Origin of the sequence: Bacteroides sp. 519, from assembly GCF_010500955.1 — a bacterium.
In the GTDB taxonomy this organism is placed as follows: Bacteria; Bacteroidota; Bacteroidia; order Bacteroidales; family Bacteroidaceae; genus Bacteroides.
The window spans coordinates 136,989-162,585 of the sequence record NZ_QVMJ01000021.1 but is presented as its reverse complement, the minus strand read 5'-3'; the positions used below and the strand labels follow the sequence as shown (position 1 = coordinate 162,585).

General features: G+C 38.0%; 20 protein-coding genes. 11 read left to right on the top strand and 9 right to left on the bottom strand.

All coding sequences use genetic code 11. The features are described from left to right. Nucleotides 1-32: 32 nt before the first annotated feature. Nucleotides 33-1,112 carry a hypothetical protein gene (locus tag D0T85_RS16385; RefSeq protein ID WP_163214603.1) on the bottom strand — a complete coding sequence of 360 codons (1,080 nt, stop codon included), beginning with the start codon at nucleotides 1,110-1,112 and terminating at the stop codon, nucleotides 33-35. Beyond that, nucleotides 1,109-2,185 (bottom strand): hypothetical protein, encoded by a 1,077-nt coding sequence (locus D0T85_RS16380; RefSeq protein ID WP_163214602.1) that lies wholly within the window; start codon nucleotides 2,183-2,185, stop codon nucleotides 1,109-1,111. Before D0T85_RS16380 ends, D0T85_RS16385 begins: the two co-directional genes overlap by 4 nt. Before the next feature lie 646 nt (nucleotides 2,186-2,831). On the opposite strand from D0T85_RS16380, the gene D0T85_RS16375 reads away from it, so the two are divergent. Further along, on the top strand, nucleotides 2,832-3,878 hold the full coding sequence (locus tag D0T85_RS16375) for a leucine-rich repeat domain-containing protein (RefSeq protein WP_163214601.1): 1,047 nt from the start codon (nucleotides 2,832-2,834) through the stop codon (nucleotides 3,876-3,878). 4 nt (nucleotides 3,879-3,882) lie between these two features. On the opposite strand, the gene D0T85_RS16370 is transcribed toward D0T85_RS16375, so the two are convergent. After that, complete coding sequence (locus D0T85_RS16370) at nucleotides 3,883-4,893, bottom strand: lysophospholipid acyltransferase family protein (RefSeq protein WP_163214600.1); 1,011 nt, start codon at nucleotides 4,891-4,893, stop codon at nucleotides 3,883-3,885. A 215-nt stretch (nucleotides 4,894-5,108) separates the two neighbouring features. On the opposite strand from D0T85_RS16370, the gene D0T85_RS16365 reads away from it, so the two are divergent. The 10 genes from D0T85_RS16365 (at nucleotide 5,109) to D0T85_RS16320 (ending at nucleotide 14,995) form a co-directional block, all read left to right on the top strand. After that, nucleotides 5,109-5,387, top strand: coding sequence for a tetratricopeptide repeat protein (locus tag D0T85_RS16365; protein WP_163214599.1), 279 nt, complete (start codon nucleotides 5,109-5,111; stop codon nucleotides 5,385-5,387). A 15-nt stretch (nucleotides 5,388-5,402) separates the two neighbouring features. Next, a complete protein-coding gene (locus D0T85_RS16360; protein WP_163214598.1) occupies nucleotides 5,403-5,630 on the top strand; it encodes a ferredoxin family protein in 228 nt (75 codons plus the stop codon). A 241-nt stretch (nucleotides 5,631-5,871) separates the two neighbouring features. Beyond that, nucleotides 5,872-6,951 carry a 3-methyl-2-oxobutanoate dehydrogenase subunit VorB gene (locus tag D0T85_RS16355; protein ID WP_163214628.1) on the top strand — a complete coding sequence of 360 codons (1,080 nt, stop codon included), beginning with the start codon at nucleotides 5,872-5,874 and terminating at the stop codon, nucleotides 6,949-6,951. A 289-nt stretch (nucleotides 6,952-7,240) separates the two neighbouring features. Further along, a complete protein-coding gene (locus D0T85_RS16350) occupies nucleotides 7,241-8,002 on the top strand; it encodes a thiamine pyrophosphate-dependent enzyme (RefSeq protein WP_163214627.1) in 762 nt (253 codons plus the stop codon). Nucleotides 8,003-8,243: 241 nt separating this feature from the next. Continuing rightward, the gene (locus tag D0T85_RS16345; RefSeq protein ID WP_163214597.1) at nucleotides 8,244-8,588 is read left to right on the top strand and encodes a four helix bundle protein; all 345 of its coding nucleotides are present in this window, start codon (nucleotides 8,244-8,246) and stop codon (nucleotides 8,586-8,588) included. 64 nt (nucleotides 8,589-8,652) lie between these two features. Then, nucleotides 8,653-9,195, top strand: a complete 543-nt coding sequence (locus D0T85_RS16340) for a 2-oxoacid:acceptor oxidoreductase family protein (protein WP_163214596.1) — start codon at nucleotides 8,653-8,655, stop codon at nucleotides 9,193-9,195. A gap of 164 nt (nucleotides 9,196-9,359) precedes the next feature. After that, nucleotides 9,360-11,393, top strand: coding sequence for a putative porin (locus D0T85_RS16335; protein WP_163214595.1), 2,034 nt, complete (start codon nucleotides 9,360-9,362; stop codon nucleotides 11,391-11,393). An 8-nt stretch (nucleotides 11,394-11,401) separates the two neighbouring features. Then, nucleotides 11,402-12,235 (top strand): transporter substrate-binding domain-containing protein, encoded by an 834-nt coding sequence (locus D0T85_RS16330; protein ID WP_163214594.1) that lies wholly within the window; start codon nucleotides 11,402-11,404, stop codon nucleotides 12,233-12,235. 167 nt (nucleotides 12,236-12,402) lie between these two features. Then, on the top strand, nucleotides 12,403-13,776 hold the full coding sequence (locus D0T85_RS16325; RefSeq protein ID WP_163214593.1) for an ATP-binding protein: 1,374 nt from the start codon (nucleotides 12,403-12,405) through the stop codon (nucleotides 13,774-13,776). Between the two features lie 244 nt (nucleotides 13,777-14,020). Next, on the top strand, nucleotides 14,021-14,995 hold the full coding sequence (locus tag D0T85_RS16320; protein ID WP_163214592.1) for a Gfo/Idh/MocA family protein: 975 nt from the start codon (nucleotides 14,021-14,023) through the stop codon (nucleotides 14,993-14,995). A gap of 50 nt (nucleotides 14,996-15,045) precedes the next feature. Here D0T85_RS16320 and D0T85_RS16315 read toward each other — a convergent pair whose 3' ends face one another. From D0T85_RS16315 to D0T85_RS16290, 6 genes are all read right to left on the bottom strand, one after another. Further along, nucleotides 15,046-16,590, bottom strand: coding sequence for a sulfatase (locus tag D0T85_RS16315; RefSeq protein WP_163214591.1), 1,545 nt, complete (start codon nucleotides 16,588-16,590; stop codon nucleotides 15,046-15,048). A gap of 12 nt (nucleotides 16,591-16,602) precedes the next feature. Continuing rightward, nucleotides 16,603-18,465, bottom strand: coding sequence for a RagB/SusD family nutrient uptake outer membrane protein (locus tag D0T85_RS16310; protein WP_163214590.1), 1,863 nt, complete (start codon nucleotides 18,463-18,465; stop codon nucleotides 16,603-16,605). Nucleotides 18,466-18,489: 24 nt separating this feature from the next. Next, nucleotides 18,490-21,882: a SusC/RagA family TonB-linked outer membrane protein gene (locus D0T85_RS16305; RefSeq protein WP_163214589.1), complete on the bottom strand. Its 3,393-nt coding sequence runs from the start codon at nucleotides 21,880-21,882 to the stop codon at nucleotides 18,490-18,492. 119 nt (nucleotides 21,883-22,001) lie between these two features. Beyond that, nucleotides 22,002-23,015: a FecR family protein gene (locus tag D0T85_RS16300; RefSeq protein WP_163214588.1), complete on the bottom strand. Its 1,014-nt coding sequence runs from the start codon at nucleotides 23,013-23,015 to the stop codon at nucleotides 22,002-22,004. Nucleotides 23,016-23,312: 297 nt separating this feature from the next. Beyond that, nucleotides 23,313-23,816: an RNA polymerase sigma-70 factor gene (locus tag D0T85_RS16295; protein WP_370459990.1), complete on the bottom strand. Its 504-nt coding sequence runs from the start codon at nucleotides 23,814-23,816 to the stop codon at nucleotides 23,313-23,315. An 81-nt stretch (nucleotides 23,817-23,897) separates the two neighbouring features. Then, the gene (locus D0T85_RS16290) at nucleotides 23,898-25,511 is read right to left on the bottom strand and encodes an ABC-F family ATP-binding cassette domain-containing protein (protein WP_163214587.1); all 1,614 of its coding nucleotides are present in this window, start codon (nucleotides 25,509-25,511) and stop codon (nucleotides 23,898-23,900) included. Between the last annotated feature and the right edge of the window lie 86 nt (nucleotides 25,512-25,597).

Sequence of the window (25,597 nt, the reverse complement as noted above, 5' to 3'; positions counted from 1 at the left end):
AGTTATTTTTAAACAATACTCATTCACCGTAGTCACTTCGTTTGTTTGTTTACTAATTCAAAGAAAGTCTTCCCATATAATCTATTTTCTACAAAAACAACAACTGTCTTTTCAGGAAATTCTTGTTGATTCTTGTTGATACGATTAATTATTTGAGGATATATATCCGAAGGCCAATCTTTCATTTCAAAGAAAATAACCTCATTAAAATATTTACTAAAAAATAACAAATCAATCAATATGGAAGCTTTTATGTAAGGTTCGAGCCTATTTACTAATTTATTCGGTTTAAATCCAAATTCATTATAAAGAGCTATTCTGGTATCCTTGTTCCATATATGCTTTTTAAAGAATCTTTCTACTGTTGTATATTTAAATATTTTCTTGTTTTCATAAACAATTCCACCTTTATTTACAGAATTTGGATAATTAGCCCTAAATAGTTTCTTTGCTAAATCCGGAATTGATGTATGACAAGAATAGAAAGCGCCTTTTTCTATATCAAAAGATGCTATATCTTCAACATTTCTAAATTTAACATGATAAAGCGATTGTACTTCATGCGATTCTCTCCATTCCAAATAATTATTGATATTCTCCTTGGATACAATTTCAAATTCTGTTTTGTCGTAAAAAACAATGTTCTCAAAAACAACAGCAGTTTTATTGGGATAAAGTTGCATTCTCTGATAAATCCTATGATATATTTTAGAAATTGTTTGATAAGATAGGCCAATAGTGTTAAATAAGATCAGATCGTTCTGCTTAAATAATATATCAATATACAAAGAAGCTTTTATTAAAATATGGCATAATTCATCTGCACGAATATTTTTTTCTAAGTTAAATTCTTCAAATAATGATGATATTTCATCATCAGTGAACCCATACTTTTTTAATAATTTACGTACTCTAATTCTTTTAAAGAGAGTAAAAAACTCTTTAAACAACCCTGTGTTTACTTCTATAGTATCACTAAAGTTATTGTTCGCAATTCTCCCTAGATCTAGTATATCGGTAAAACAGGCATAAAATTTTCCTTTTTCAATAGTATAAGAGGTACTATTTTCAAGATTGGTTATTTTTAAACAATATTCATTCACCGCAGTCACTTCGTTTGTTTGTTTACTAATTCAAAGAAAGTCTTCCCATATAACTTATTCTCCTCGAAAACAACAACTGTCTTTTCAGGAAATTCTTGTTGCTTCTTGTTGATACGATTAATAATTTGAGGATATATATCCGAAGGCCAATCTCTCATATCAAAGAAAATAACCTTATCAAACTTCCCAAATAACAAATCAATCAATATGGAAGCTTTTATGTAAGGTTCAAGCCTATTTATTAATTTATTCAGTTTAAATCCAAATTCATTATAAAGTGCTATTCTGGTATCCTTGTTCCATATATGCTTTTTAAAGAATCTTTCTACTGTTGTATATTTAAATATTTTCTTGTTTTCATAAATAATTCCAGCAGCACCTGTAGCATTAGGATAGCTAGCCTTGGATAGTTTCTTTGCTAAATCCGGAATTGATGTGTGACAGGAATAAAAAGCGCCTTTTTCTATATCAAAAGATACTATATCTTCAACGTTTTTAAATTTAACATAATAAGGCGATTGAACTTCATGCGATTCTCTCCATTCCAAATAATTATCTACACTCTCCTTGGATACAATTTCAACTTCTGTTTTATCGTAAAAAACAACATTCTCAAAAACAACAGCAGTCTTATTGGGATAAAGTTGTAATTTCTGATAAATTCTAGAGTATATTTTTTCTCTTGACTGAAATGACAAACCACCTGCACTAAAAAAAATCAGATCTTTATTTTTAAATAAAATATCAATCAACAAAGATGCTTTAATCGAAACATGCCATATTTTATCTGCACGAATATTATAGTCTAGTTTAAACTCTTCTAACAAGGATGATATTTCATTATCAGTAAATCCATACTTCTTTAGTAATTTACGTGTTTTAATTCTTTTGAAAATGTGATGGTATCCGTGAAATACTTCTACACCCACTGCTCTCTTTAGTGGGGTTTCATAGATAATTTCTTCTGGGTTGGGTATATCGGTAAAACAAGCATAGAATTTTCCTTTCTCTATAACACAAGTACTAATATTCCCCAAATTTGTGATTTTCAAATAATAATCAGAAGATGGATTCATATTCATGCCATTTTTCGTTTTAAATGATTAATACTATGTTGCAACGCCACAAAAATACACTATATAAAACCATTTACAGCATGTTTTAGATGCTTTGTGAGCACTGTTTGCAAACAGTGCTCACAAAAAAAATCACAATTACACCATGTGTTGCTAAAACTCTGGAGTTTTAGGTAGAATACTCTAAAATTTTCGGTGAGAAATCCCAGAGTTTCTTAAAGGAAATATTATAGTTTCCTTTTCTCTTTGTAGCTCACTCACACTCACACACTCTTTTCCCCCTTTGAGGGGGTCAGGGGGAGAGTTAATAATAATACTACTATTATAGTCTAAATCTGAGTAGGTAGCAGCTACCTACTCAGATTTAGTAGTATTACCAAAATTCGCTGTTTTTGTACATTTTAGCCTATCTACCAACTCAAATTTAGTAGCACTACCGACTCAGATTTAGTGTCTACCAACTCAAATTTAGTAGTAACTACCAACTCAGATTTAGTGTCTACCGACTCAAATTTAGTAGTAACTACCAACTCAGATTTAGTGTCTACCGACTCAGATTTAGTAGCAGCTACCGACTCAGATTTATTTTATGCTTTTTAATACCGGTTTATCTATTCTTTTTTGTAGATTTGTGTAAGCAAACAACAAACCAATGAAGAAGATATTTTTAACAAGCATATTACTGATAGTAATAATTACAGGTAAACTTGCTGCACAAACCGGAGACACAGTAAGGGTTTATGTAGACAAAGCCGGAACCCTTATTAATAATTTCACTGAGGAACAGGCTAACAAAATTGTTCATTTAACCGTAACCGGAAAAATAAATGCCATTGACTTTAAGCATTTAAGAAACGGGTTCAAACAACTGGAGGTTCTGGATATATCGAATGCACAAATACGAATGTATACTGGTAAAGAGGGTACTCATCACGACAACTTTTATTTGTATCCACAAAACTGTATTCCGGCATACGCTTTCAGTACTAAGGTTGGCGAAAAAATTACAGGAAAACAATCATTAAGGCATATTATATTATCCGAAAAGATAAAGAATATTGAGAACAATGCATTTATGGGATGCACCAACTTAAAGATTCTGCAAATAATTAAAAAAACGCCTCCTAATTTGTTCGATGGCGCTTTAGCCGATAATACTACAGCTGTTTTTGTTCCACTGGGTTGCCGCGACGAATATCGTTTCAACAAAAGATGGGGTACTTTTACATTACTGGAAGGAAACCCGGTTTTTGCCGACATACAAATAGGAACTTTTGAAAATTTACGGGATGTACTTCAAAAAAGCGGATATAAACCTACCGATATTCATTATCTTACCATAGAAGGTAAGTTAGAGGATACAGACTTTTTGCTTATGCGCGATTACATGCCAAATCTTATTTCTATTGATATATCCAACACATCGGCAACACATATTCCCGATTTTGTTTTCTCGCACAAAAAATATCTGATGGCTATTAAATTACCTCAAAATCTGCAATCAATAGGCCAACGGGCATTTAGTAATTGCGAAAAACTGATGGGCGAAATTATACTACCGCCAACCGTAAACCGGATTGATTTTGGGGCATTTATGGGATGTGGTAACCTCAAAAAAGTAATTGTAACCGGCGACCATCCCACTACATTAGGAGACAACCTTTTTGGCGACGAAAACAGTAAATTGAAGATCAATTAAACAATTATATTTTTACAACTTTGTGAGAGATAATATTATTGACACTCAATTTATTGCTTGAATTGCATTTTAAGCGGAGATGCTCTTCGAGGGTCTGTGGAGTAGTATTCCAACGTTTGTGCATCCAAACCCATTGTTCGGGATATTCACTAATTAGCTTTTCCAGAATATTGTTATGTATCTGCGTATTATATCGTAAATCGTATTCTATATTATCCGTAAGCTGTAAAGGAACTTCGGGAAGAATTTTAAAAACGTATGTATTATTCGGCCGCCGGAAAGTGGCCATTGGCACAATAGCAGCTCCGGTGTCTATTGCCAACCGGGCACACCCCAACGGGGTGTATGCATCCATGCCAAAGAACTTTAAAAACTCACCTTTTACCCGTTTAGAGTCTTGATCAATCATAATAATCAAACACTCTCCTTTTTCAAGAACCAGCTTCAACGAATTATAAACATTACCATAACGCGAGATGTTTTTCATTCCCCTTTTTTCGCGGAATCTAACCATTATTTTGTTGAGCGATTTCATTCGTATTTCCCGGCTAACAGCCGACGTTTCATATCCTAAAACCGGTGGCATAATTGCCGAAAACTCCCAACCGCAAGTATGAGGAATCAAACACAACACTCCCCTACCCTTTTTGTAAGCAGCTTTGAGATGTTCTTCGCCTTCTACAACGAAATATTGGCTAAATTGGTGACGAGTTGTTAGTTTGGAGAAAAGTATATAGTCGGTAAAAGTTTTACCCAGATTTACAAATAATCCACGACCCATATTATAGATTTCGCGAGGACTTCTTTCGCAACCATACACCCATGTTAGATGTAGTAATACCCGATTACGCGTTGCTATCAGCATGTTAAAAAAGACCACTGCCAGATGCTCGTGAACAAAGAGAATCAACTGACGAGGAAATAGTCTTAAGGTAAAAAGAGCAATTTGCAAAAAAGAATAAAGTATCAGTTCGCGCATAGGTCTTACAACCTTACATTTAAATAGTCCTGCCATTTTATTTGCATATTTGTTAGTACTAAAGTAATGAGTATCAATATAAAATCCAAATGATTTAAATACTTTCTTAAGATGCTACCAATGAGGTTTTCAAAATATACAGACGATGAAATAATGTTAGATGTTACATTCATTGTTCATTTTTCACATAGGGATAGAATACCTTATACAAATAAAGATTATCTTTGTAGGGCGAATATTAAAGAAGAACAATGGATCAACTAACGACCATAAAAAATTTAATTCATGAAGGTTGTGTAGATAAAGCAATTGAAACTTTATCCATATACTTATCTGATAAAAACAGTCCTTCGCACGATGAAGCTTATTATCTGCTGGGTAATGCTTTTCGAAAGCAAGGAAACTGGCAACAAGCACTAAATAACTATCAATTGGCAATTGATATTAACCCTGAAAGCCCTGCTGCCGACGCACGCAAAATGGTTATCGATATTCTGAATTTCTATAATAAAGATATGTACAATCAATAAACGAACTTAATAATTATGGCTAAAATTAAAGGAGCAATAGTTGTTGATACAGAGCGTTGCAAAGGATGCAACCTTTGTACAGTAGCATGTCCGCTCAATGTAATATCACTAAGTAAAGACGTTAATGTACGTGGATACAATTTTGCCCAACAAATACTGGAAGACACCTGCAACGGATGTAGTTCGTGTGCAATAGTTTGTCCGGATGGTTGCATTTCTGTATATAGGATTAAAAGGGAATAAAGATGATAAAGATAATAAAGGAAATAAAGTAGTAAAGGGGATAAAGATGATAAAGATAATAAAGGAAAACATATAGAACTATTAACTTTATTAACTCTATCAGCTCTATTTACTCTATCAGCTCTATTTACTTTATCAGCTCTATCAGCTCTATTTACTTTATTAACTCTATTAACTTTATCAGCTTTATCAACTTTATCAACTTTATTTACTCTCTCTATCAACTCAAATTAAAACAAAAATAATGGAAGAAGTAGTATTAATGAAAGGGAATGAGGCAATAGCCCATGCCGCTGTTCGCTGCGGCACCGATGGATATTTTGGCTACCCTATCACCCCTCAATCTGAAATATTAGAAACGTTAGCCGAACTCAAACCTTGGGAAACAACAGGTATGGTGGTTCTTCAGGCAGAGAGTGAAGTTGCTGCTATAAACATGGTGTATGGTGCTGCCGGTAGCGGAAAACTGGCAATGACCTCTTCGTCCAGTCCAGGTATAAGCCTGAAACAAGAAGGAATTTCGTATCTGGCAGGAGCCGAATTGCCTTGTTTAATTGTGAACGTAATGCGTGGAGGACCCGGACTTGGTACAATACAACCCAGTCAGGCCGACTATTTTCAAACAGTAAAAGGTGGTGGTCATGGCGACTATCGGTTAATTGCACTGGCGCCTTCTTCTGTGCAAGAAATGGCCGATTTTGTTGGTCTGGGCTTTGAACTGGCATTTAAATACCGCAATCCTGCCATTATACTTGCCGATGGTGTTATTGGGCAAATGATGGAAAAAGTAGTTCTTCCGGCTCAGAAACCTCGTCGTACGGACGAAGAAACAATTGAGCAATGTCCGTGGGCAGCAACCGGAAGATCGAAAAACCGCAAGCCCAATGTTATTACTTCGCTCGAGCTTCAACCAGATGCTATGGAAAAAAACAATATACGTTTCCAAGCTAAATACAAAGAAATTGAAGAAAACGAAGTACGCTACGAAGAAATTAATTGCGATGATGCCGACTACCTTATAGTTGCATTTGGATCGATGGCCCGAATTGGTCAGAAAGCCATGGAGATAGCACGTGCCGAGGGAATTAAAGTTGGTATATTGCGACCCATTACTTTATGGCCTTTCCCTACAAAAGCTATTGCTGCTTATGCCAACAAAGTAAAAGGTATGCTTTCTCTTGAATTAAATGCCGGGCAGATGATTGAAGACATCAAGCTAGCGGTAAATGGTAAAGTTAAAGTTGAACATTTTGGCCGTTTAGGTGGCATTGTTCCCGATCCGGATGAAATTGTTGTAGCTTTAAAAGAAAAACTCATCTGATTTACGATTAAACTATTTACGATTTGCAATTAAAGTTACATTGTAAATCAATAATAGTAAATGGTAAATCCGTAAATGGTAAATTGAACGATGAACGTAAACAAAGTACGTAATATATTGAATATGATATTTTTGCTGGGTGCATTAATATCTATAATTGTTTACCTTACGGTAGATAATAAAATGGTGTTTATTTATGTATGCGGAGCAGCTCTTGTATGCAAAGTAGTGGAGTTCATAATCCGGTTTACTTACAGATAATTACTGCTGAAATAAAGAAACTGATATGATAACAAAAGAAGATATAATCAAGCCCGAGAATCTGGTTCACAAGAAACCAACTCTCATGAATAACAATGCCATGCACTACTGCCCCGGTTGCAGTCACGGAGTTGTGCACAAACTGATAGCCGAAGTTATTGAAGAAATGGGAATGGAAGAACAAACCATTGGTGTTTCTCCTGTTGGCTGTGCTGTATTTGCATATAATTACCTGGATATAGATTGGGAAGAGGCAGCTCATGGACGTGCCCCAGCTGTTGCAACGGGTATTAAAAGATTATGGCCAAACCGCTTGGTATTCACTTATCAGGGCGATGGTGACCTTGCTTGTATAGGTACAGCCGAAACCATTCATGCATTAAACCGTGGTGAAAACATAACCATTATATTTATAAATAATGCTATTTATGGTATGACTGGTGGACAGATGGCTCCAACAACACTTATGGGTATGAAAACATCGACCTGCCCATACGGACGCGATGTTGAAATACATGGTCATCCTTTAAAAATGACCGAAATTGCTGCTCAATTAGAGGGTACGGCTTATGTTACCCGTCAGTCTGTACAATCGGTTCCGGCTATTCGCAAAGCTAAAAAAGCAATCCGCAAAGCTTTCGAAAACTCAATGGCCGGTAAAGGTTCAAACCTTGTAGAAATTGTTTCTACATGTAGCTCAGGATGGAAAATGACTCCGGAAGCATCGAACAAGTGGATGGAAGAAAATATGTTTTCGTATTATCCACTAGGCGATTTAAAAGACAAATAATAATGTGCCAATATGCTAATATGCCAATGTGCCAATTATTAATGTGCCAATATGCTAATTGGCTGCGCATTAATAAATTAATAACATTAGTAATTGGTATATTTACACATTGGCATATTATGCGCAGCCAATTAGCATATTAGCACATTGGCATATTATATTAATTGGCATATTACGCGCAGCCAATTAGCACATTGGCACATTGGCATATTGGCACATTAATAATTGGCACATTAACTTTATGGGAAATATTATTTTAGACAAAAGTTTCTTATTTGCTTTAACAATAATAAAATATACTGAGGAGCTGGAAAAAAGAAGAAAATTCGTTCTTGCAAATCAATTATTAAAAAGTGGAACATCGGTTGGAGCAAATGTTAGAGAAGCACAAAATTGTGAAAGTCGAGCTGATTTTATCCATAAATTAAAAATTGCAGCAAAAGAAGCTGATGAAACTGAATATTGGTTATTATTGTGCAAACATTCTGAAGATTACCCTTTTGAAGAAACATTATTAACTGATATAAAGGAGTTACAAAAAATAATTAATAGCATTATAAAAACAGCCAAGAAACAATCCCAATAATTGGCACATTGCAATCCCAATAATTGGCATATTGACACATTGGCACATTGGCATATTAGATATTATGAAAGAAGAAATAATTATAGCAGGTTTTGGTGGACAAGGAGTTTTGTCGATGGGAAAAATCCTGGCCTATTCAGGTTTGATGGAAGGCAAAGAAGTTAGTTGGATGCCGGCTTATGGTCCTGAGCAACGTGGTGGTACAGCAAATGTTACTGTTATTGTGAGCGACGATCGTATCTCCTCTCCTATTTTAAGTAGTTACGATACTGCCATTATTCTAAACCAACCCTCGCTCGAAAAATTTGAAAGCAAAGTTAAGCCGGGCGGTACACTAATATATGATGGATATGGCATAATTAACCCTCCTACCCGTAAAGATATCAATATATACCGTATTGATGCTATGGATGCAGCCAACGAAATGAAAAATGCCAAAGCATTTAACATGATTGTATTGGGAGGACTGTTAAAATTACGCCCTATTGTAACAATTGAAAATGTACTGAAAGGATTGAAAAAAACACTCCCTGAACGCCATCACCACCTAATTCCGATGAATGAAGCCGCTATTCATAAAGGAATGGAAATTATCAATAAGTTTTGAGTAGTGAGTTTTGAGTGATGAGTAGTGAGTTTTGAGAACGATGCCGCATGGCAACTCAAAACTCACTACTCACAACTCATTACTCAATACCCAATACAATAATTCATAATTTATAATTCAATATTCATCATTCAATATTCATAATTGCTATATTTGCGGCTAATATGAAACGAATTCGACTTACATATCTGCTTCTTTTTTCAATTTGTCAACTGGTAGTTCTTGCACAGACTCCTAACCAGAGGCCACTCAACTCAATGGATCCGCAAATGGACCCTTCAATGCGTGCTACCGACCCGGATAGTTTGAATAACAAAGTAGAAATTATTAGTTTGCCACCCCGGCTTTATATGTGGAAAATCAGTGAAGAATTAGGAAACATTATTCCACTTCCGGTTGACACAGTACATCTGCAATTCCAAAACTCAAATCTGGCAGCAGGGGTTAATGGCGAATATAGCCACCTTGGTAATATTGGTACACCCCGATTATCGCGCATCTTCTTTAATCGGCCACTGTCATCATTATCTCCTTTTTTATCTCTTTACGATGAGTTTCTAACTCTACCTCATCAGCACATCTTTACCAACAGTAATATCCCCTATACAAACCTAAGTTATTATAAAGCCGGAGGTAAAATTGATGGTCAGGAACGTTTTAAATCATATTTTTCGGTTAACGTAAATAAGGCGTTGGCTTTTGGGTTTAACTTCGATTATTTATACGGACGTGGCTTTTACAATCATCAACAAACGGCACACCTCAAAGCGGGACTTTTTGGTAGTTATGTAGGCGATAAATACAGAGCGCATATTGTGTTCAATTCATTCAATATGAAGATGGCCGAAAATGGCGGAATTACAGACGACCGTTATATAACAGACCCTGAGTTAATGGCCAATGGTGGCAGAGAATACACTGGAAGAGATATTCCTACTAATTTAAGTTCGACCTGGAATTACAACAATCATTTTTATGTATATCTTACCCACCGTTATAACCTGGGATTTTATCGGGATGCAATCAGCCCTGTAAACGAAAACGATACTATTGAAGAGTTTGTACCAGTTACCAGTTTTATCCACACAGCAAAAGTAGAACGTTCAAAGCATAAATTTATATCGGAAGGAGAAGCCGATTTTTTCCCTGAAAAAATAATTAACTGGGGTAGCAATAACACCAAAGATACAACCACTTATATTGGTGTAAAAAACACTTTTGGTATTGCATTACTTGAAGGATTTAATAAATATGCAAAAGCCGGATTAACAGCCTATATTTCGCATAAATACAACCGATACCAGTTAATGGATAAGGACTCTATCACTAAAAACATATATACCGAACAAGAAGTTTTTGTTGGTGGAGAATTATCTAAAAGAGCAGGAACCCTTCTGCATTATAATGCAATCGGAGAAATTGGGTTGGCCGGAGAAGCTATTGGCCAATTCCGGGTAACAGGAAATGCCGACCTGAATCTGCGACTGGGAAGAGATACTGTAAACCTGATAGCCCGAGGTTCTGTTACCAATCTTCTGCCGGCATTCTATATGCGACATTACCACTCCAATCATTATTGGTGGGATAATGAAGATATGGATAAAGAGTTCCGTACCAAACTAGAAGGTGAATTAAACATTCGGCGCTGGGGTACAAACATTAAAGCAGGTGTTGAAAACATTAAGAACTACACTTATTTTAATAATCTGGCAAAACCTGCACAGTTTGCTGATAACATTCAGGTATTTTCGGCACAACTCAACCAAAAGTTAAACCTGGGCATTCTACACTTTGACAATGAGGTTACCTATCAGAAAACCAGCAATAAAAACATTTTGCCTTTACCCGAACTCTCATTGTACTCCAACCTGTATCTGGATGCCAAGCTAGCCAAGAAAGTATTGAGTTTACAGTTAGGGGTAGATATGCGCTACTTTAGTAAATATTATGCTCCGGTATATGCACCTGGTATTCAACAATTTCATCTGCAAACAAACAATGCAGACGAACAGGTACAAATTGGTGGATACCCTATTATAAATGTGTATGCAAACTTTCATCTGAAACGTACACGTTTCTTTGTAATGATGACTCATATTAATCAGGGTATGGGCGACGAGAATTCATTCCTTATTCCTCATTATCCTATTAATCAGCGATTGCTAAGATTAGGATTATCCTGGAATTTTTACGACTAATCTTATATATGAAACTCACAACTGCCAAAATAGTTAAATACCTTGCAATAGCAGTAATTGCTGTTTTATTATCTGCACTTTGGCCCAGAAAAGATAGTAAAGTAAGCCCAATACATATTAGGGATTACAACGAAATTCTGTCAAGCGATACTTTAAATGTTGTAACAGAGTACAATTCTATTAGTTTTTATGCCGATAGCGACTCTATCAGTGGGTTTCATTATGAACTGGTAAAAGCATTTGCACGTAACAAAGGTTTATTTCTAAACATTGTTCCCGAAATGAGTTTTGAAAAAAGACTCCACGGACTAAATAATGGCAAGTATGATATTATAGCCTATGGAATACCGCTCACCAACGAGTGGAAAGACTCTTTATCACTTACTACTCCAATAACACTAAGTAAACAAATTCTGGTACAACGTAAACCCGAATTCGACAGTACTTTCACCCATATTCAAAGCCAGATAAACCTTGCTAATAAAACCGTATATGTAGAAAAGGGGTCACCTTCTATTTTACGCATCCGCAATCTGGAAGCCGAAATAGCAGATACAATCTATATCAACGAAATAGATAAATATGGACCTGAACAAATTATGGCAATGGTAGCTCATGCTGATATCGATTATGCAGTAGTTGATGAACATATTGCTCAGGCATCTATCGACTCATTTCCACAATTAGATATAACTACCGGTATAAGCTTCACCCAGTTCTACAGTTGGGGAGTTAACAAAAAATCACCTATCCTACTCGATTCATTGAATTGTTGGCTTACCAACTTCCTTCAAGAAGATGAATATACTAAACTCAAAACCAAATACTTCAAGAGGAACTAATGTGCCAATGTGACGAACCGTGTGTAACAACAAACTATCCGTATTTTACTTTGGAAAAAACCAATATTTACAAATTTATTTCTTTGGATATTTCTAGTTTTGGATGATTTATTTCTTTGGATATTATTTTTCATCTAGCTTTGTAGCTATAATCAAAACAAGTTAGGATGTATTACGAAAGAATTATAGATAACTATTTGTCCGAGTGGGCATCACGCGATATTCGCAAGCCCGTATTGTTGCGTGGCGCACGCCAGGTAGGAAAGTCAACGGCAGTACGCCATCTTAGCAAACAGTTTGAAAGTTATGTGGAAATAAACTTTGAGAAGCAACCAGAGTATAAGGCTCTGTTCCAAGGGAATCTTGACGTTACTCAAATAATTCCCCAAATAGCTGCTATGTGTGGTAAGTTCATTAAAGTAGGTAAAACATTGTTATTTCTCGATGAGATACAGGCATGCCCTGAAGCTATTATGTCGCTTCGTTTCTTTAAGGAAGATATGCCCGGTCTTCACGTTATTGCAGCAGGTTCACTCTTAGAGTTTGCGTTAGAGGAATTACCGACTTTCGGTGTAGGGCGTATTCACTCCATGTTTATGTCTCCTATGACATTTGATGAATTTCTCAAGGCTAATGGTGAGCATCTGCTTATGGAAGTCCGTAATCAAGCTTCGCCTGTTAATCCAATATCCGAACCCCTCCACGATAAACTGGTTAAGTTGCTGCGTGCCTATATGCTCGTTGGGGGCATGCCCGAAGTTGTAAGTAAATGGGTTGATACGCATGACTTCCTACAGTGCCAGGAAGTACAAGATGATATTATTATAGGCTATGAAGATGATTTTCCTAAATATAGAAAGAAAGTCGATCCTATGCTTCTTCGTTTCACAATGCGCAGTGCTGCAGTTCAGGTTACACAAAAATACGTTTATTCTCAAGTTGGTGGAGGTTACAAGACCGACGAAATAAAGAAAGCTCTTGAAATGTTGATACTTGCAGGTATTCTCATACCTGTAACGCGCACCGATGCAAATGGGCTACCACTGGGTAGTGAAGCTGATAATTCTTACCGAAAGATGTTGCTCATTGATACAGGTTTGATGCTTCGTTTGCTTAATATGACGATTGGTGATACCACACAAATTACAACGCATATTCTCACAAGTAGTGCGACAGATTTAATAAACAAAGGTCCAATGGCCGAACTAATAGCCGGTCTCGAAATATTACGCTATCAGAGTCCGAATATTCGTCACGATTTGTTTTATTGGTTACGACAAGCCAAGAATTCACAGGCGGAAATAGACTATCTTACAAACCATATACAAACTGTATTACCAATAGAAGTAAAGGCGGGAACACAAGGTGGAATGAAAAGCTTGTGGTTGTTTATGCGCGAAAAGGAGCTCACGAAAGCTGTCCGGTGCTCATTAGAGAACTTTGGTGCTTTTGATTATATTGATAATGAAGCCAATGGTGCTATTCGCCATATTTGTATCTGTCCGCTGTATGCTGTTTCGATGATGCATTCAATCATATGAACGTAAAAACAGGAATATGAACCATGCGTATAATCGGCTTATTTCTAACACACCCTGTCGGACCTTGAAGACCTGTTGGGGTAGATGCTTGCTTTTTAATTAATGAATTAATTTTGAATACTTACTTAATAATAATTATATTCGCATTTTATTTCATTTGCACATTGTTGCATTGACATATTAACATTGGCACATTAGATTATTGGCACATTGGCATATTAGCACATTGGCACATTAGATAGATATGATTAAATGGGGATTTATTGGTTGCGGTAGTGTAACCGAACAAAAAAGCGGACCGGCTTTTCAAAAAGTTAACGACTCGGAGGTAATTGCCGTTATGAGCCGGAATGGTGAGAAAGCAAAAGCATACGCAAAGAAAAATAATATAAAGAAATGGTACGACGATGCTCAGGAACTGGTAGATGATCCTGAAATAAATGCCATTTATATTGCTACCCCTCCTTCCTCGCATGCTACTTATGCCATAATGGCTATGAAAGCAGGAAAAGCGGTTTACATAGAGAAGCCTATGGCGGTAGATTACGAAGAATGTTTGCGTATAAACCGGATATCTCAAGAAACAGGAATGCCCTGCTTTGTGGCATACTACAGACGCTACCTGCCCTATTTCCTTAAAGTTAAAGAGTTGGTAAACGAAGGTGCTGTAGGAAACGTAATTAATGTGCAAATACACTTTGCCCAACCTCCACGCGAACTCGATTATAACAACAAGGAACTCCCCTGGCGTGTTCAACCAGATATTGCAGGGGGTGGATATTTCTACGATCTTGCACCCCATCAAATTGATCTTTTACAGGAAATGCTTGGTTATATATTAGAAGCCAGTGGGTACAAAGCCAACCGTGGAGGTTTATACGAAGCCGAAGATACCCTCAGTGCCTGTTTTCAGTTTGATTCTGGTTTAGTGGGCTCGGGCTCATGGTGTTTTGTTGCTCATGAATCGGCCAAAGAAGACCGTATAGAGATTATTGGTGATAAAGGACAGATTACTTTCTCTGTATTTACATATGAACCTATTCTTTTACAAACCGAGAAAGGTATTGAGGAATTTATTATTCCTAATCCGGAACATGTACAACAACCACTTATTCAGGAAGTTGTTGACCATTTACTGGGCAAATCCATCTGTAATTGCGATGGTGAAAGTGCTACAACAGTGAACTGGGTTATGGATAAGATTTTAGGGAAATTATAAGCCTGAAAACCTGAAAGGGCTGAACCCTTTCAGGTTTTCAAGGTTGTGATTTATTTAGCCCAGTCTGGTTTTGGAAACTCCCTCATATTAAGATATCGGATATAGTTTTCAAACACATCCTTATCAGGTCCTACAATCCGGGGATCTTCTGATTTTTCTAATTCCTTCATTAACGCTGTTCTCATTTCTGTTTCAATCGTTGCATAAACAGTATTACCTGCCAGGTTATTTAAACAGTATGGATCATCTTTAATATTGTAGAATTCTATTTCAGGACGATGCCCAAATGTTAACTCATAATACGGAGCTATTTCAGGATTTGATTCCTCCTCTTGCAAGAAAAACTTGGATGGCGAATCATCCACATCGGCATATACATCTGGTGCACCAGCGGGATAGCGTTCAGGTTTCATATTCCAGATATAGAGATACTCAGTACTGCGGATAGCCCGTTGTGGGTAACCTAAGTTATTCCATCGGGAAGAAGAGTGACGTTCACGACCGGCAAGAACATACTTCTTTGTTTCATCTACTATACCTTCTTTCGTTGATTTAAGAATGTTTACCATGCTTCGGCCAGAGATAGGAAGCATACCATCCGGTTTAACACCCGCCATTTCAAGAAGTGTAGGAGCGATATCTGCAAAGCTGATAGGATCGTTTACCTGCCGTTTACCAGGAAAGCCGTTGGGATAGCTTATAGCAAAAGGAACATGCACACCATATTCAAAGCAATTGGCTTTTGCTCTGGGAAAAGCCATACCGTTATCAGCTGTTACGATAACGATGGTGTTATCTAATTCTCCTATTGAATCTAAATGATGAAGCATTTTTGTTAAATGCATATCGGCCCATTCTATTTCGACAGCATAATCGAGCATATCACCCCGAATAACATCACTATTGGGCATGAAAGCAGGCACATCAACATCGGCCAGGTTCTTTCCATTGCGTTTCCATGAATCTTTTTCATACGCCCGGTGAGGCTCGGTTGAGCCATACCAAAAGTAGAAAGACTGATTCTGGTTTCGATGCTCAAGGAAATCGCGGAAGTTCTCATAATAGTTAATTGATTCTATACCGCCTGCAGTACGAACATCCGAAGGGTCACCTTTTTTATAGCGGTGTTTGTTGTAGGGTTGTCCGGCAGCATTCTGCTTTCTCCATAATGAATCATTCTCGTTACGGGCGTATTGAAAAGGGCCTACCCCTTTTCCTGTAAATCCGGTGTGGTATCCGTTTGCGGCAAGCACATCAACAAAGGGAACATGTTTTTTCATCCAAGAGGAACCATGTTGTCCCGATTGTTCGTTCTGCCAGTGATAACGTCCTGTTACCAATGTACTTCTGGATGGTGCACTTCCCGGAGAACCCGCATAGCAATTGTTGAAATAGATTCCGTTTTTAGCTATGTAATCGAATCCGGGAGTGTTTACAAACTTTGAACCGGCAAAGCTTGTATGGACAAAGCTTTGGTCGTCATTGATAACAAACAAGATATTGGGCTGCTTTACAACAGTTGGTTGTTTTTGACAGCCTAACAAGAGCAAACCAGTGCTCATGGAAAGAGTGAGAGTTGTGGGTAATTTTAGCATATTTTTTACCTCCTATTCTTGATAAACCAACGCTGGCACATTCTTATCTGTACCTGGATATCCCTTGTTCTGGTTAATTACCCCACGACTATTTGAGTTAATAGCATACGAAGGAACCGGCCAGAAGATATGGAACGGCGAGCAGGTATAATAATTACCGTAAGGCGTACGCACATTTTTATTATAGAAGTCGCTAACCTCGTTTACACGATCGTACCAGAAATTATCGTCGGATATTTTTTCGTAGGTATACGTTTTACCACTTGGAGCAGCAATACCGGTACGAGCAAAAATAACAGCCATGCGGGTAAGTTCTACTTTGCGTGGTTCTTCGTAATATAATTCACGGGCACGCTCATCGAGTACAGCAGCTATTTTCTGGTTCTCAACATCGTTGGCTGTATACATATACTGGGCATTAGACCTTTGACGGATGGTGTTTATATCCTTGGCAGCTTTCTCCCACTCCCCTTTCCAGATGTAGGCTTCGGCTCTCAGCAGATAAGTTTCGGCCAAGCGGAAGATATACCAGTCGCCCGGTCCACCTTTGGGTTGTAGCCTGTCTGGATCAGGAACCCACACTTTGTAATGTGGCCAACTGTACCAACAACGGATGGTATCTTTACACAACAACTCATTTTTATCATTGTACAGTTGAAGCGGTTTACCATACCATTCGTTTCCGTTTTTCTTTAATGCAGGACTATTATAGACCAGCATCTCCATAGTCATCCAGTTACCATTATCGGTACGGTGACGATAGTCATTAAAATCTTCTACCCCATTCGTTACCCAAACCTGTTTTTGTGAATAATAGGTAGGACGCACGCGGGCTATACCTCTTCCATATTTCTCGACCAAACCAATTTCGTTTTTAGCAGCATCCGACAGGCCGTTGGCTCCATTCGGTGTTTTAATAGCTCCGGTTTGGCCAAAGTTAGGAATAGCATTGTACATGGTGTTCACTCCACCGGTGTTTCCTTCCGTAGCATAGCGGTCTATGGTCATTAATAAACCTTCGGTATTTTCGGCAGCACTTTTATTCTCAATCCGAAACATATCCCACACTACATCTTTTTCGGCAATACTTTTGTCGGATCCAAAACGTTGGGTACAAAGCTGGTGTACTCCGCCATCTATTACTTCGGATGTTATTTTAATAGCATCATCAAATCTACCTTCGAGCAGATAGTATTTAGCCAGCAAGTGCTTACAAGCAGCTTTGGTAACCTGCCCACCCAATACTAGATTTCCTTCGCGTACATGTTTTACAGAGAACTCAAGGTCTTTGATCATCTTTACCCAAATAGATTCTTTAGATGTGCTGTAAAAATCGGTTTTGGGTTCAGTTAATTCTTCAACTACAAAAGGAACATCACCAAATTGCAGTGTTAGCATATAATAACGGTAAGCACGAAGAAAATAGGCCGATCCTAATACTTCATTACGTCTCTCTTCGGTTTTAAAAGTAGCATCGGCAACACGACTTATTACCACATTACAGTTTTTAATGTTGAAGTATGCATTATCCCAATACCATCCGATTCTTGTAAAAGCAAAGTCATTATTTTTACCATCAGGTAACATCTGGTTATTTAAGTCTTGCCAGGGAGTGGCCTTATCGGTAGATCCATCAACAGCCACATCAGAGTATTTCATGTTGGTGAGAAACGGGGCCTGATCTGTACAATACTCTGTTCTAAGTTCTTTCAAAACTTTATCTACAACAGCCTGTAAACCGGCTTCGTCTGTTAAAACATTCTCGGGAGTATAAATGGACAGAGGTTTGGGATCAAGAAAATCGCTGCCGCAAGCATGAAGTGCCATTGCAACAACAAGTAGGAATGCTACTTTAAGATGAATAATCTTTTTCATATTTCGTTGTATTTTATGTTTCTATTAGAGTGTCATATTAATACCAAAAGTATATATTCTTTGTGCACGGGTTCCATCCTCGGGATCTCCAAACTTCCAGTCGGTAGCCCACAGCCCTGCATTCCTGATATTGAATGTTACTTTCAGGTTGTCGATAGGTGTTTTACTGAAGAATCTCTTCGGAACGCGGTATGCAAGAGCAACGTTTTCTAACCGTATGTACGATTTGTTGAACCAAGCAGAATGTTTAACTCCTTTGGCTGATGTAGATTTCAAACGGGCAAAATCGTCTCGCTGGTTGTTGGGTGTCCAGTAAGGTATATCCCAGGTATTCTTCCGGTCTTCCACGTGGTCAGAATGCTTGGCTAAATCATAGGCAGCTTTGTGACCCCAAAGCGAATATAAGATGAAAGATACTTCAAGGTCTTTAAATAAAGTAAAACTATTGGTTAGTGTCCACGAGAATTTGGGTCGCTTGTTTCCCAAGAATTGTTTATCCTTATCGGTCATCAAGCCATCGTTATCTACATCTTCCAGAATAAAATCGCCGGGTACCTGATTCCATTTGGCAGCTTCTTCTTCCTGCCCTACTTTCCAGGTTCCAAGTATTTTATAATCCCAGATCACATCTTTCGATTGTCCGATAAACCAGCCATTGTCAATATCATCGGGCTCTTTCCAGCCTATTACATTTCCATCTTTATCAAGTACTTCACTCTTTTCGCCTGTAATTGAAACTATTTTATTTCTGTTCATGGAGAAAAGAAAATTCGATCTCCATTCAAAATTATGGCGTTTGATGTTGGTACTGCTTAAACTAATCTCAAGTCCTTTGTTCTTTACTTCTCCCAGATTAGAATATACCCTGCTATATCCGGTTACGGTTGGTAGCTGGCGGTTTACCAATACATCTGTGGTAGACATATTATAGACTTCGACAGAACCGTTGAGAATACCATTCAGTATTCTGAAATCTACTCCTAAGTTATATGCTTCTGTTTTTTCCCACTTCAGTTTTTTGTTTTCCATGGTATTTATCCCTAAAGCAGGAATGGTAATAGATTCGCCGTTCTGTTCTGCATTTATCGACTTTTCGGCTGCCAGTTTAGAAAGAGCAGAATAGTTGGCAATATCCCGGTTACCATTTACCCCCCAGCTAACTCTAAGTTTCAGATAATCAACAACATCATTTTTGAAGAACTTCTCTTCGGAGAGAACCCATCCCAAAGCTGCTGCGGGGAATGTGGCATGTGGATTGGAGTAACCGAATAGTGAAGAGCCGTCCCGACGTACCGATAAAGTGAGTAGGTATCGATCTTTAAAACCATAATTGAGCCGTGCCATATATGCATCAGAGGTACGTACATTGTCGTCGCTGGAAAGCTCGGGCAAGGTACCGATGGACATATCGTGATAACCAAGGTTATCATTTGGATAGAATCCCTGATTGGTCATTTTACTTCCGTCTCCCCTGTATTTTTCAGCATTAGCCAGTAGGGTAATATCAAACTTATGATAATCAAAAAGCGTTTTGTTCCAGTTGATAATATGGTCGATTTGCCACTCTCTGTTCAGTTTGTTTTCGCGAGAGGCTTTACCTCCAAACAACCCCCATGACGGGTGCCCGGAAGAATCGTGAATATCATCGTGGTAAAAAACAAACCGGGTAGTATAGTTCATTGTGTATGTAATACCAAACGGTAGTTTCACTGTTGCATACAATTTAGGAAAGAGTGTAAAAAACTCTTTTTCCTGTGTTCTGAACTTACGGGTTAATACCGGGTGCGAGGCTTGATTGTCTTCGTTGGGGTATTGTCTTAGTGTTATACCATCTTCTTCATAGTAACTACTATAAGGTGTAAGTGCCCTGTACTGGCTGTTATCGGTCGATACAGAACTTTCGTCGCGATAAGAGAATTGTGCATTCAAACCTACCTTCAAGAACTTAGCCGGTTCTCCCTCAATGTTCACCCTTGAACGTATGGTAGAAAACTCATCACCAATGGTGAGGGCTGTGTTATCCATGTATCCCAGCGACCAGTAATAGGTTATGTCGTTCTTTTTACCGGAAAGACTGAGGTTGTAATCCTGCCTGATACCAGTTTTATAGATGTGATCTTCCCAGTCTATATAATTTCCAGCCTTATAGTTTTCAATTTCCAAACCGGTTAATCTTAATCCGGATAGCCAGGCATCAATCATATTTTCTTCGTTGGTACTGTGGTATGCCATCCATTCGTTGAGGTATTGCGAGTCAATGGTACGTGGATCGTCGAAAGGGCTCCACGGTTCTTGCGCAACAGTAGCACTGTGGGCAGATTTAAACATATCCGAACGCCACCTAATAAAACCGTCTTTATCATAAGGTTTCACCCGGTTTGCAGCTGTGGATATCCCAAAAGTTCCATTGAAGTTAATAATAGGTTTGTCGCTTTTTCCTTTCTTTGTTGTTATAGCTACAATACCATTGGTAGCCCGCGAACCATAAACAGCGGCCGAGCTGGCATCTTTCATAATATCCATTTTCTCAATATCATTCGGATTGATGTCTGAAAGGTCACCATTGTAAATCACTCCATCTACAACAATAAGCGGCCCCGAACCAGCTGTTAGTGTGTTTTCTCCACGAATTAACATATCGCTGTTGCCTTTAGCGGTAGAATTGTATCCGATGCTCATTCCGGGAATACTGGTTCTTAGCAGGTCGGTTACATTAGCGTGCGTATAGTTACTCAAATCTTCGGCCTTTACCTGAGTTATAGAACCTGTCAGATCGGTTTTACGGGCAACACCATATCCAATTACTACAACTTCGTCCAGCAATTGCTGATTTTCTTTAAGGGTGATTTTTATGTTGTTGGTTCCTTGGGTTACTGCCAAATCCTGCGAGTCATATCCTATATAAGATACAGTAAGAACAGCTCCGATGGTGGTTTCAACGCTAAACTTTCCATCTATGTCGGTAATGGTTCCGGTAGTAGCATCTTTTCCACGAATGTTTGCGCCAATAATCGGTTCACCCTTTTCATCGAGCACCACACCCGACAGATACAGTGTAGACACATTGGCAGGAGTTTGGCTTACACCTTCCTTTATTATTACATGACCACGTTCTATAGTATACGTAAATCCGGTGTTTTTCAATACTTCATTCAACACTTCGGTTAATGAAAGATTAGTTTGATTGAGGTTTATTTTTTTACTTGTATCTAAACGACTATGGTTGTAATCTACAGAAAGGCCTGTTTGTTTTTCAATTTCCTGAAATGTTTTTTGAATTGTTGTTTTGTTTTCAGAGAAAGTGATTCTTTGATTTTGGGCGTTTCCTATTAGTGTTGTACAAATAAACAGGACGAAAATAATAACTTTTTGATTTATTTTACATGCAAGAGGAACTTGCAAGGATATTTTTTTCATATCTTTGTGTATCAGATTATTTAAAACTGTTAGTTAACTCGATTAGCGGTATTCTACAAATAATTGGGTTGATTTCAGACGCCGGGAAGTGAATTAGGAGCTCTTTCCGGCTTCCTTTTTTACCTGGTTCGCCTCCTTTCTTTTAATTGTAAACGTATTGTTTGCCCCTCGCGCTCATGGGTAATATTTCCAAGTATTTCTTCCAATACATAAAGAGCATCATCAATCGTTTCGTGTGTTTTAAACTTCATTGTATACAGATCTGTTCCTTTAATTCGCGGGTCGACAAGGAAACGCACATCGTACCTGCGCTCCATTGTGAAGAGTATATCGTCAAGGCTTTTATTGACAAAGCGTAATTCACCATTTACCCAAGCCGAGTAATCGGCTACATCTACTTTTGTGATGTTAAATTGATTTTCATGAGGCAGATAAACTAACTGCTCGCTAGGCGTCATTAATATAGCTTCGTTGGGATTACCCTCCTTGTATACTTTTACGGATCCATGTTCGAGTGTTGTTGCTATAAAACCACCTCCCGGATAGGCTTGAACATTAAACTTGGTTCCAAGTACTTCAATATGTAAATCGTCCGTACGTACAATAAACGGTCGCTTCGGATCACCCTCGACAGAGAAGTTAGCTTCGCCGGATAAATAAACCTGTCGCCGGGTTTTACTAAACCGGGAAGGATAAACAAGTAAAGATCCTGCATTTACTTGTATGGAAGAACCATCAGGCAAAACAACGGTTTGTCTTTCACCGTTTGGCACAAAGTACTCAATCATTGTTGGATCATACTCCTGATTATTGTTGGATAACAACCATACAGCAAGCCCTGTTATAAGCGGTAACAGTAAGATGGCTGCATATCGTCCAAGTTTGTGCATGAATAGTTTATGCGATTGTTTTCGATCGGCTATTCTTATCTTTTCCAAAGTCTTTTTAAGGGCTTCTTCCGGCAGGTCTTCCAACTGGGAAGATGTTTGCTGCCAAATAGCTTGCAAAGCCTGCTCTTTGGCTTCGCGGTCTTCGTTGGTTATTAACCATTCTCTAACTATAGGCCGATAGCTTTTAGGGATAGCATGATCAATGAGCTGCTGAAGTATTTTGTTTATTCTGTTTTCTTCCATTTTAATTGTACTTTTAGCTTTTTGAAACGCAGATTTACGCAGATTATTTACTATAGAATGGAAGGAGTTATCGCTTCGCTAGGAGTTAAAGGAGTTAAAGCTTTAGATGCTCTGAAGTATCTTAGAGCTATAACTCCTAAGGAGCAAAGCTCCTGATAACTCCCTTTAACTCCTTCCATTCTGGAATATCAGGTTAGAGATTAATCTGCGTCAATCTGTGTTAATCTGCGTTTCAAAAAATCACTTTACCTTCTTTTATATATGACGGCAAAAAAAGAAAACGCACGTAGTGGAATCTTAAAAAAATAACAGAAATAGAGAAATTACTTTGCGAATGTCTGATAATGCAGCTGAGATATGCGTTTCGACAGTTCTTTTGCTAATGCCTAAACGCTGTGCTATTTCTTCATTGGACAAGCCTTCTTTGCGGCTGAAGGTGAAAATAGTTTTCCGCTGCAACGGCATTTTATCAATGGTGAGGTTTATAAGATCATTTAATTCGTTGGCGAAGAGAAGTTCTTCAATTGCATCTGTTGTTGGTACCTCGGGTAAACCGGAAGTTCGGGTATAGTGTAGTTTACGAGACTTTTCGATGTAATCGAATAATGTGTTTTTGGCTATGCGGTAAAGGTAGGCATTGAGATTATCAATGTAAATTAACTGGGAACGGTTTTGCCATACTTTGACAAAAACATCCTGCGACAGGTCTTCTACCTCTTCTTTAGAGTCTAGAAATCCTGCCAGGAAGTTTTTTATTTTTGGATAATAAGTAATAAACAGTGATTCGAAGCTCGTATTCACCCTTAATGTTCTTTTCTTGATTTGTGATAGCCAAATGTAGGAAAAAGAACTTAAATTTCAAAACGCTAAGCTCAAAACCAGTTAATTATACATCTTATTACGTAGTTCCTTGATATGATCGGAACTTATGTAATCATCGTAATCCATCATCTTATCAATAATACCATTGGGGGTTAATTCAATGATACGATTGGCCACGGTTTGAATAAATTCGTGGTCGTGAGAAGAGAAGAGAACATTTCCTTTGTACAACTTAAGATTGTTGTTAAATGCCTGAATAGATTCCAAATCCAGATGATTGGTTGGTGTATCCAATATTAAACAGTTGGCATTTCTTAACTGCATACGGGCAATCATACAACGCATTTTCTCACCTCCGGAGAGTACGTTTACTTTCTTAAGCACTTCTTCGCCCGAGAATAACATACGGCCCAGGAAACTCTTCATATAAACTTCGTTGCCTTCACCGTATTGGCTTAACCAGTCAACCAGATTAAGATCGCTTTCGAAGAATGCAGTATTATCTAAAGGCAAATAAGCAGTTGTTATGGTAACACCCCATTTAAAGGTTCCTGTATCCGGTTTTATGTTTTCGTTTATAATCTCGAACAAGGCAGTCATTGCACGCGGATCGCGAGAAAGGAATACTATTTTATCTCCTTTTTCAACGTTAAAGTTCACGTCGTTGAACAGTACCTCACCGTCTTCTGTTTTTTTGCTCAGCCCGGATACTTCCAGAATCTGGTTACCTGGTTCTCTTTCGGGCGTAAATATGATACCCGGATATTTGCGTGAAGATGGTTTGATTTCTTCTACATTCAGCTTTTCGAGCATCTTTTTACGACTGGTAGTTTGCTTACTCTTAGCCACATTGGCACTGAAACGACGAATAAACTCTTCCAGTTCCTTTTTCTTTTCTTCAGCTTTGGCTTTCTGGTTTTGTTGTTGACGCAAAGCCAATTGACTTGATTCGTACCAGAAACTGTAGTTACCGGCAAACTGATTTATCTTTCCGAAGTCTATATCAACAGTATGTGTACAAACAGAGTCAAGGAAGTGACGGTCGTGACTTACAACCAGAACGGTATGTTCAAAGTTAGAGAGATATTCTTCCAACCACATCACGGTTTCCATATCAAGGTCGTTGGTAGGCTCATCTAATAATAAGTTATCAGGATTACCATACAAGGCTTGAGCTAACATTACACGTACTTTTTCGCTTCCGCTTAAGTCGCCAACCAACAAGTAATGTTTATCTTCTTTAATACCTAAGCCGCTTAACAGGGAGGCTGCATCACTTTCGGCATTCCATCCATCGAGCTCGGCAAACTTTTCTTCCAATTCCGATACTTTCAAGCCGTCTTCATCGGTAAAATCTTCTTTGGCATACAATACTTCTCTCTGTTTCATTATGTCCCAAAGCACAGTATGTCCCATCATTACAGTATCCATCACTGTAAACGAATCCCATTTAAAGTGATCCTGACTCAATACCGAAAGCCGCTCACCGGGTCCCAAAGTTATTGAACCTGTAGTGGGATCCAGATCACCAGATATTGCACGCAGAAAGGTTGATTTTCCGGCACCGTTGGCACCTATAATACCATAACAATTGCCACTCGTAAATTTAAGATTTACATCCTTAAACAAAACTCTTTTACCAAATTGAACGGATACGTTCGAAGCTGTAATCATTCTTTTCCTTTTTATAAAACCGGCTGCAAAGGTACAAAAAAGTTTTGAGTAGTGAGTAATGAGTAGTGAGTAATGAGTTTTGAGTT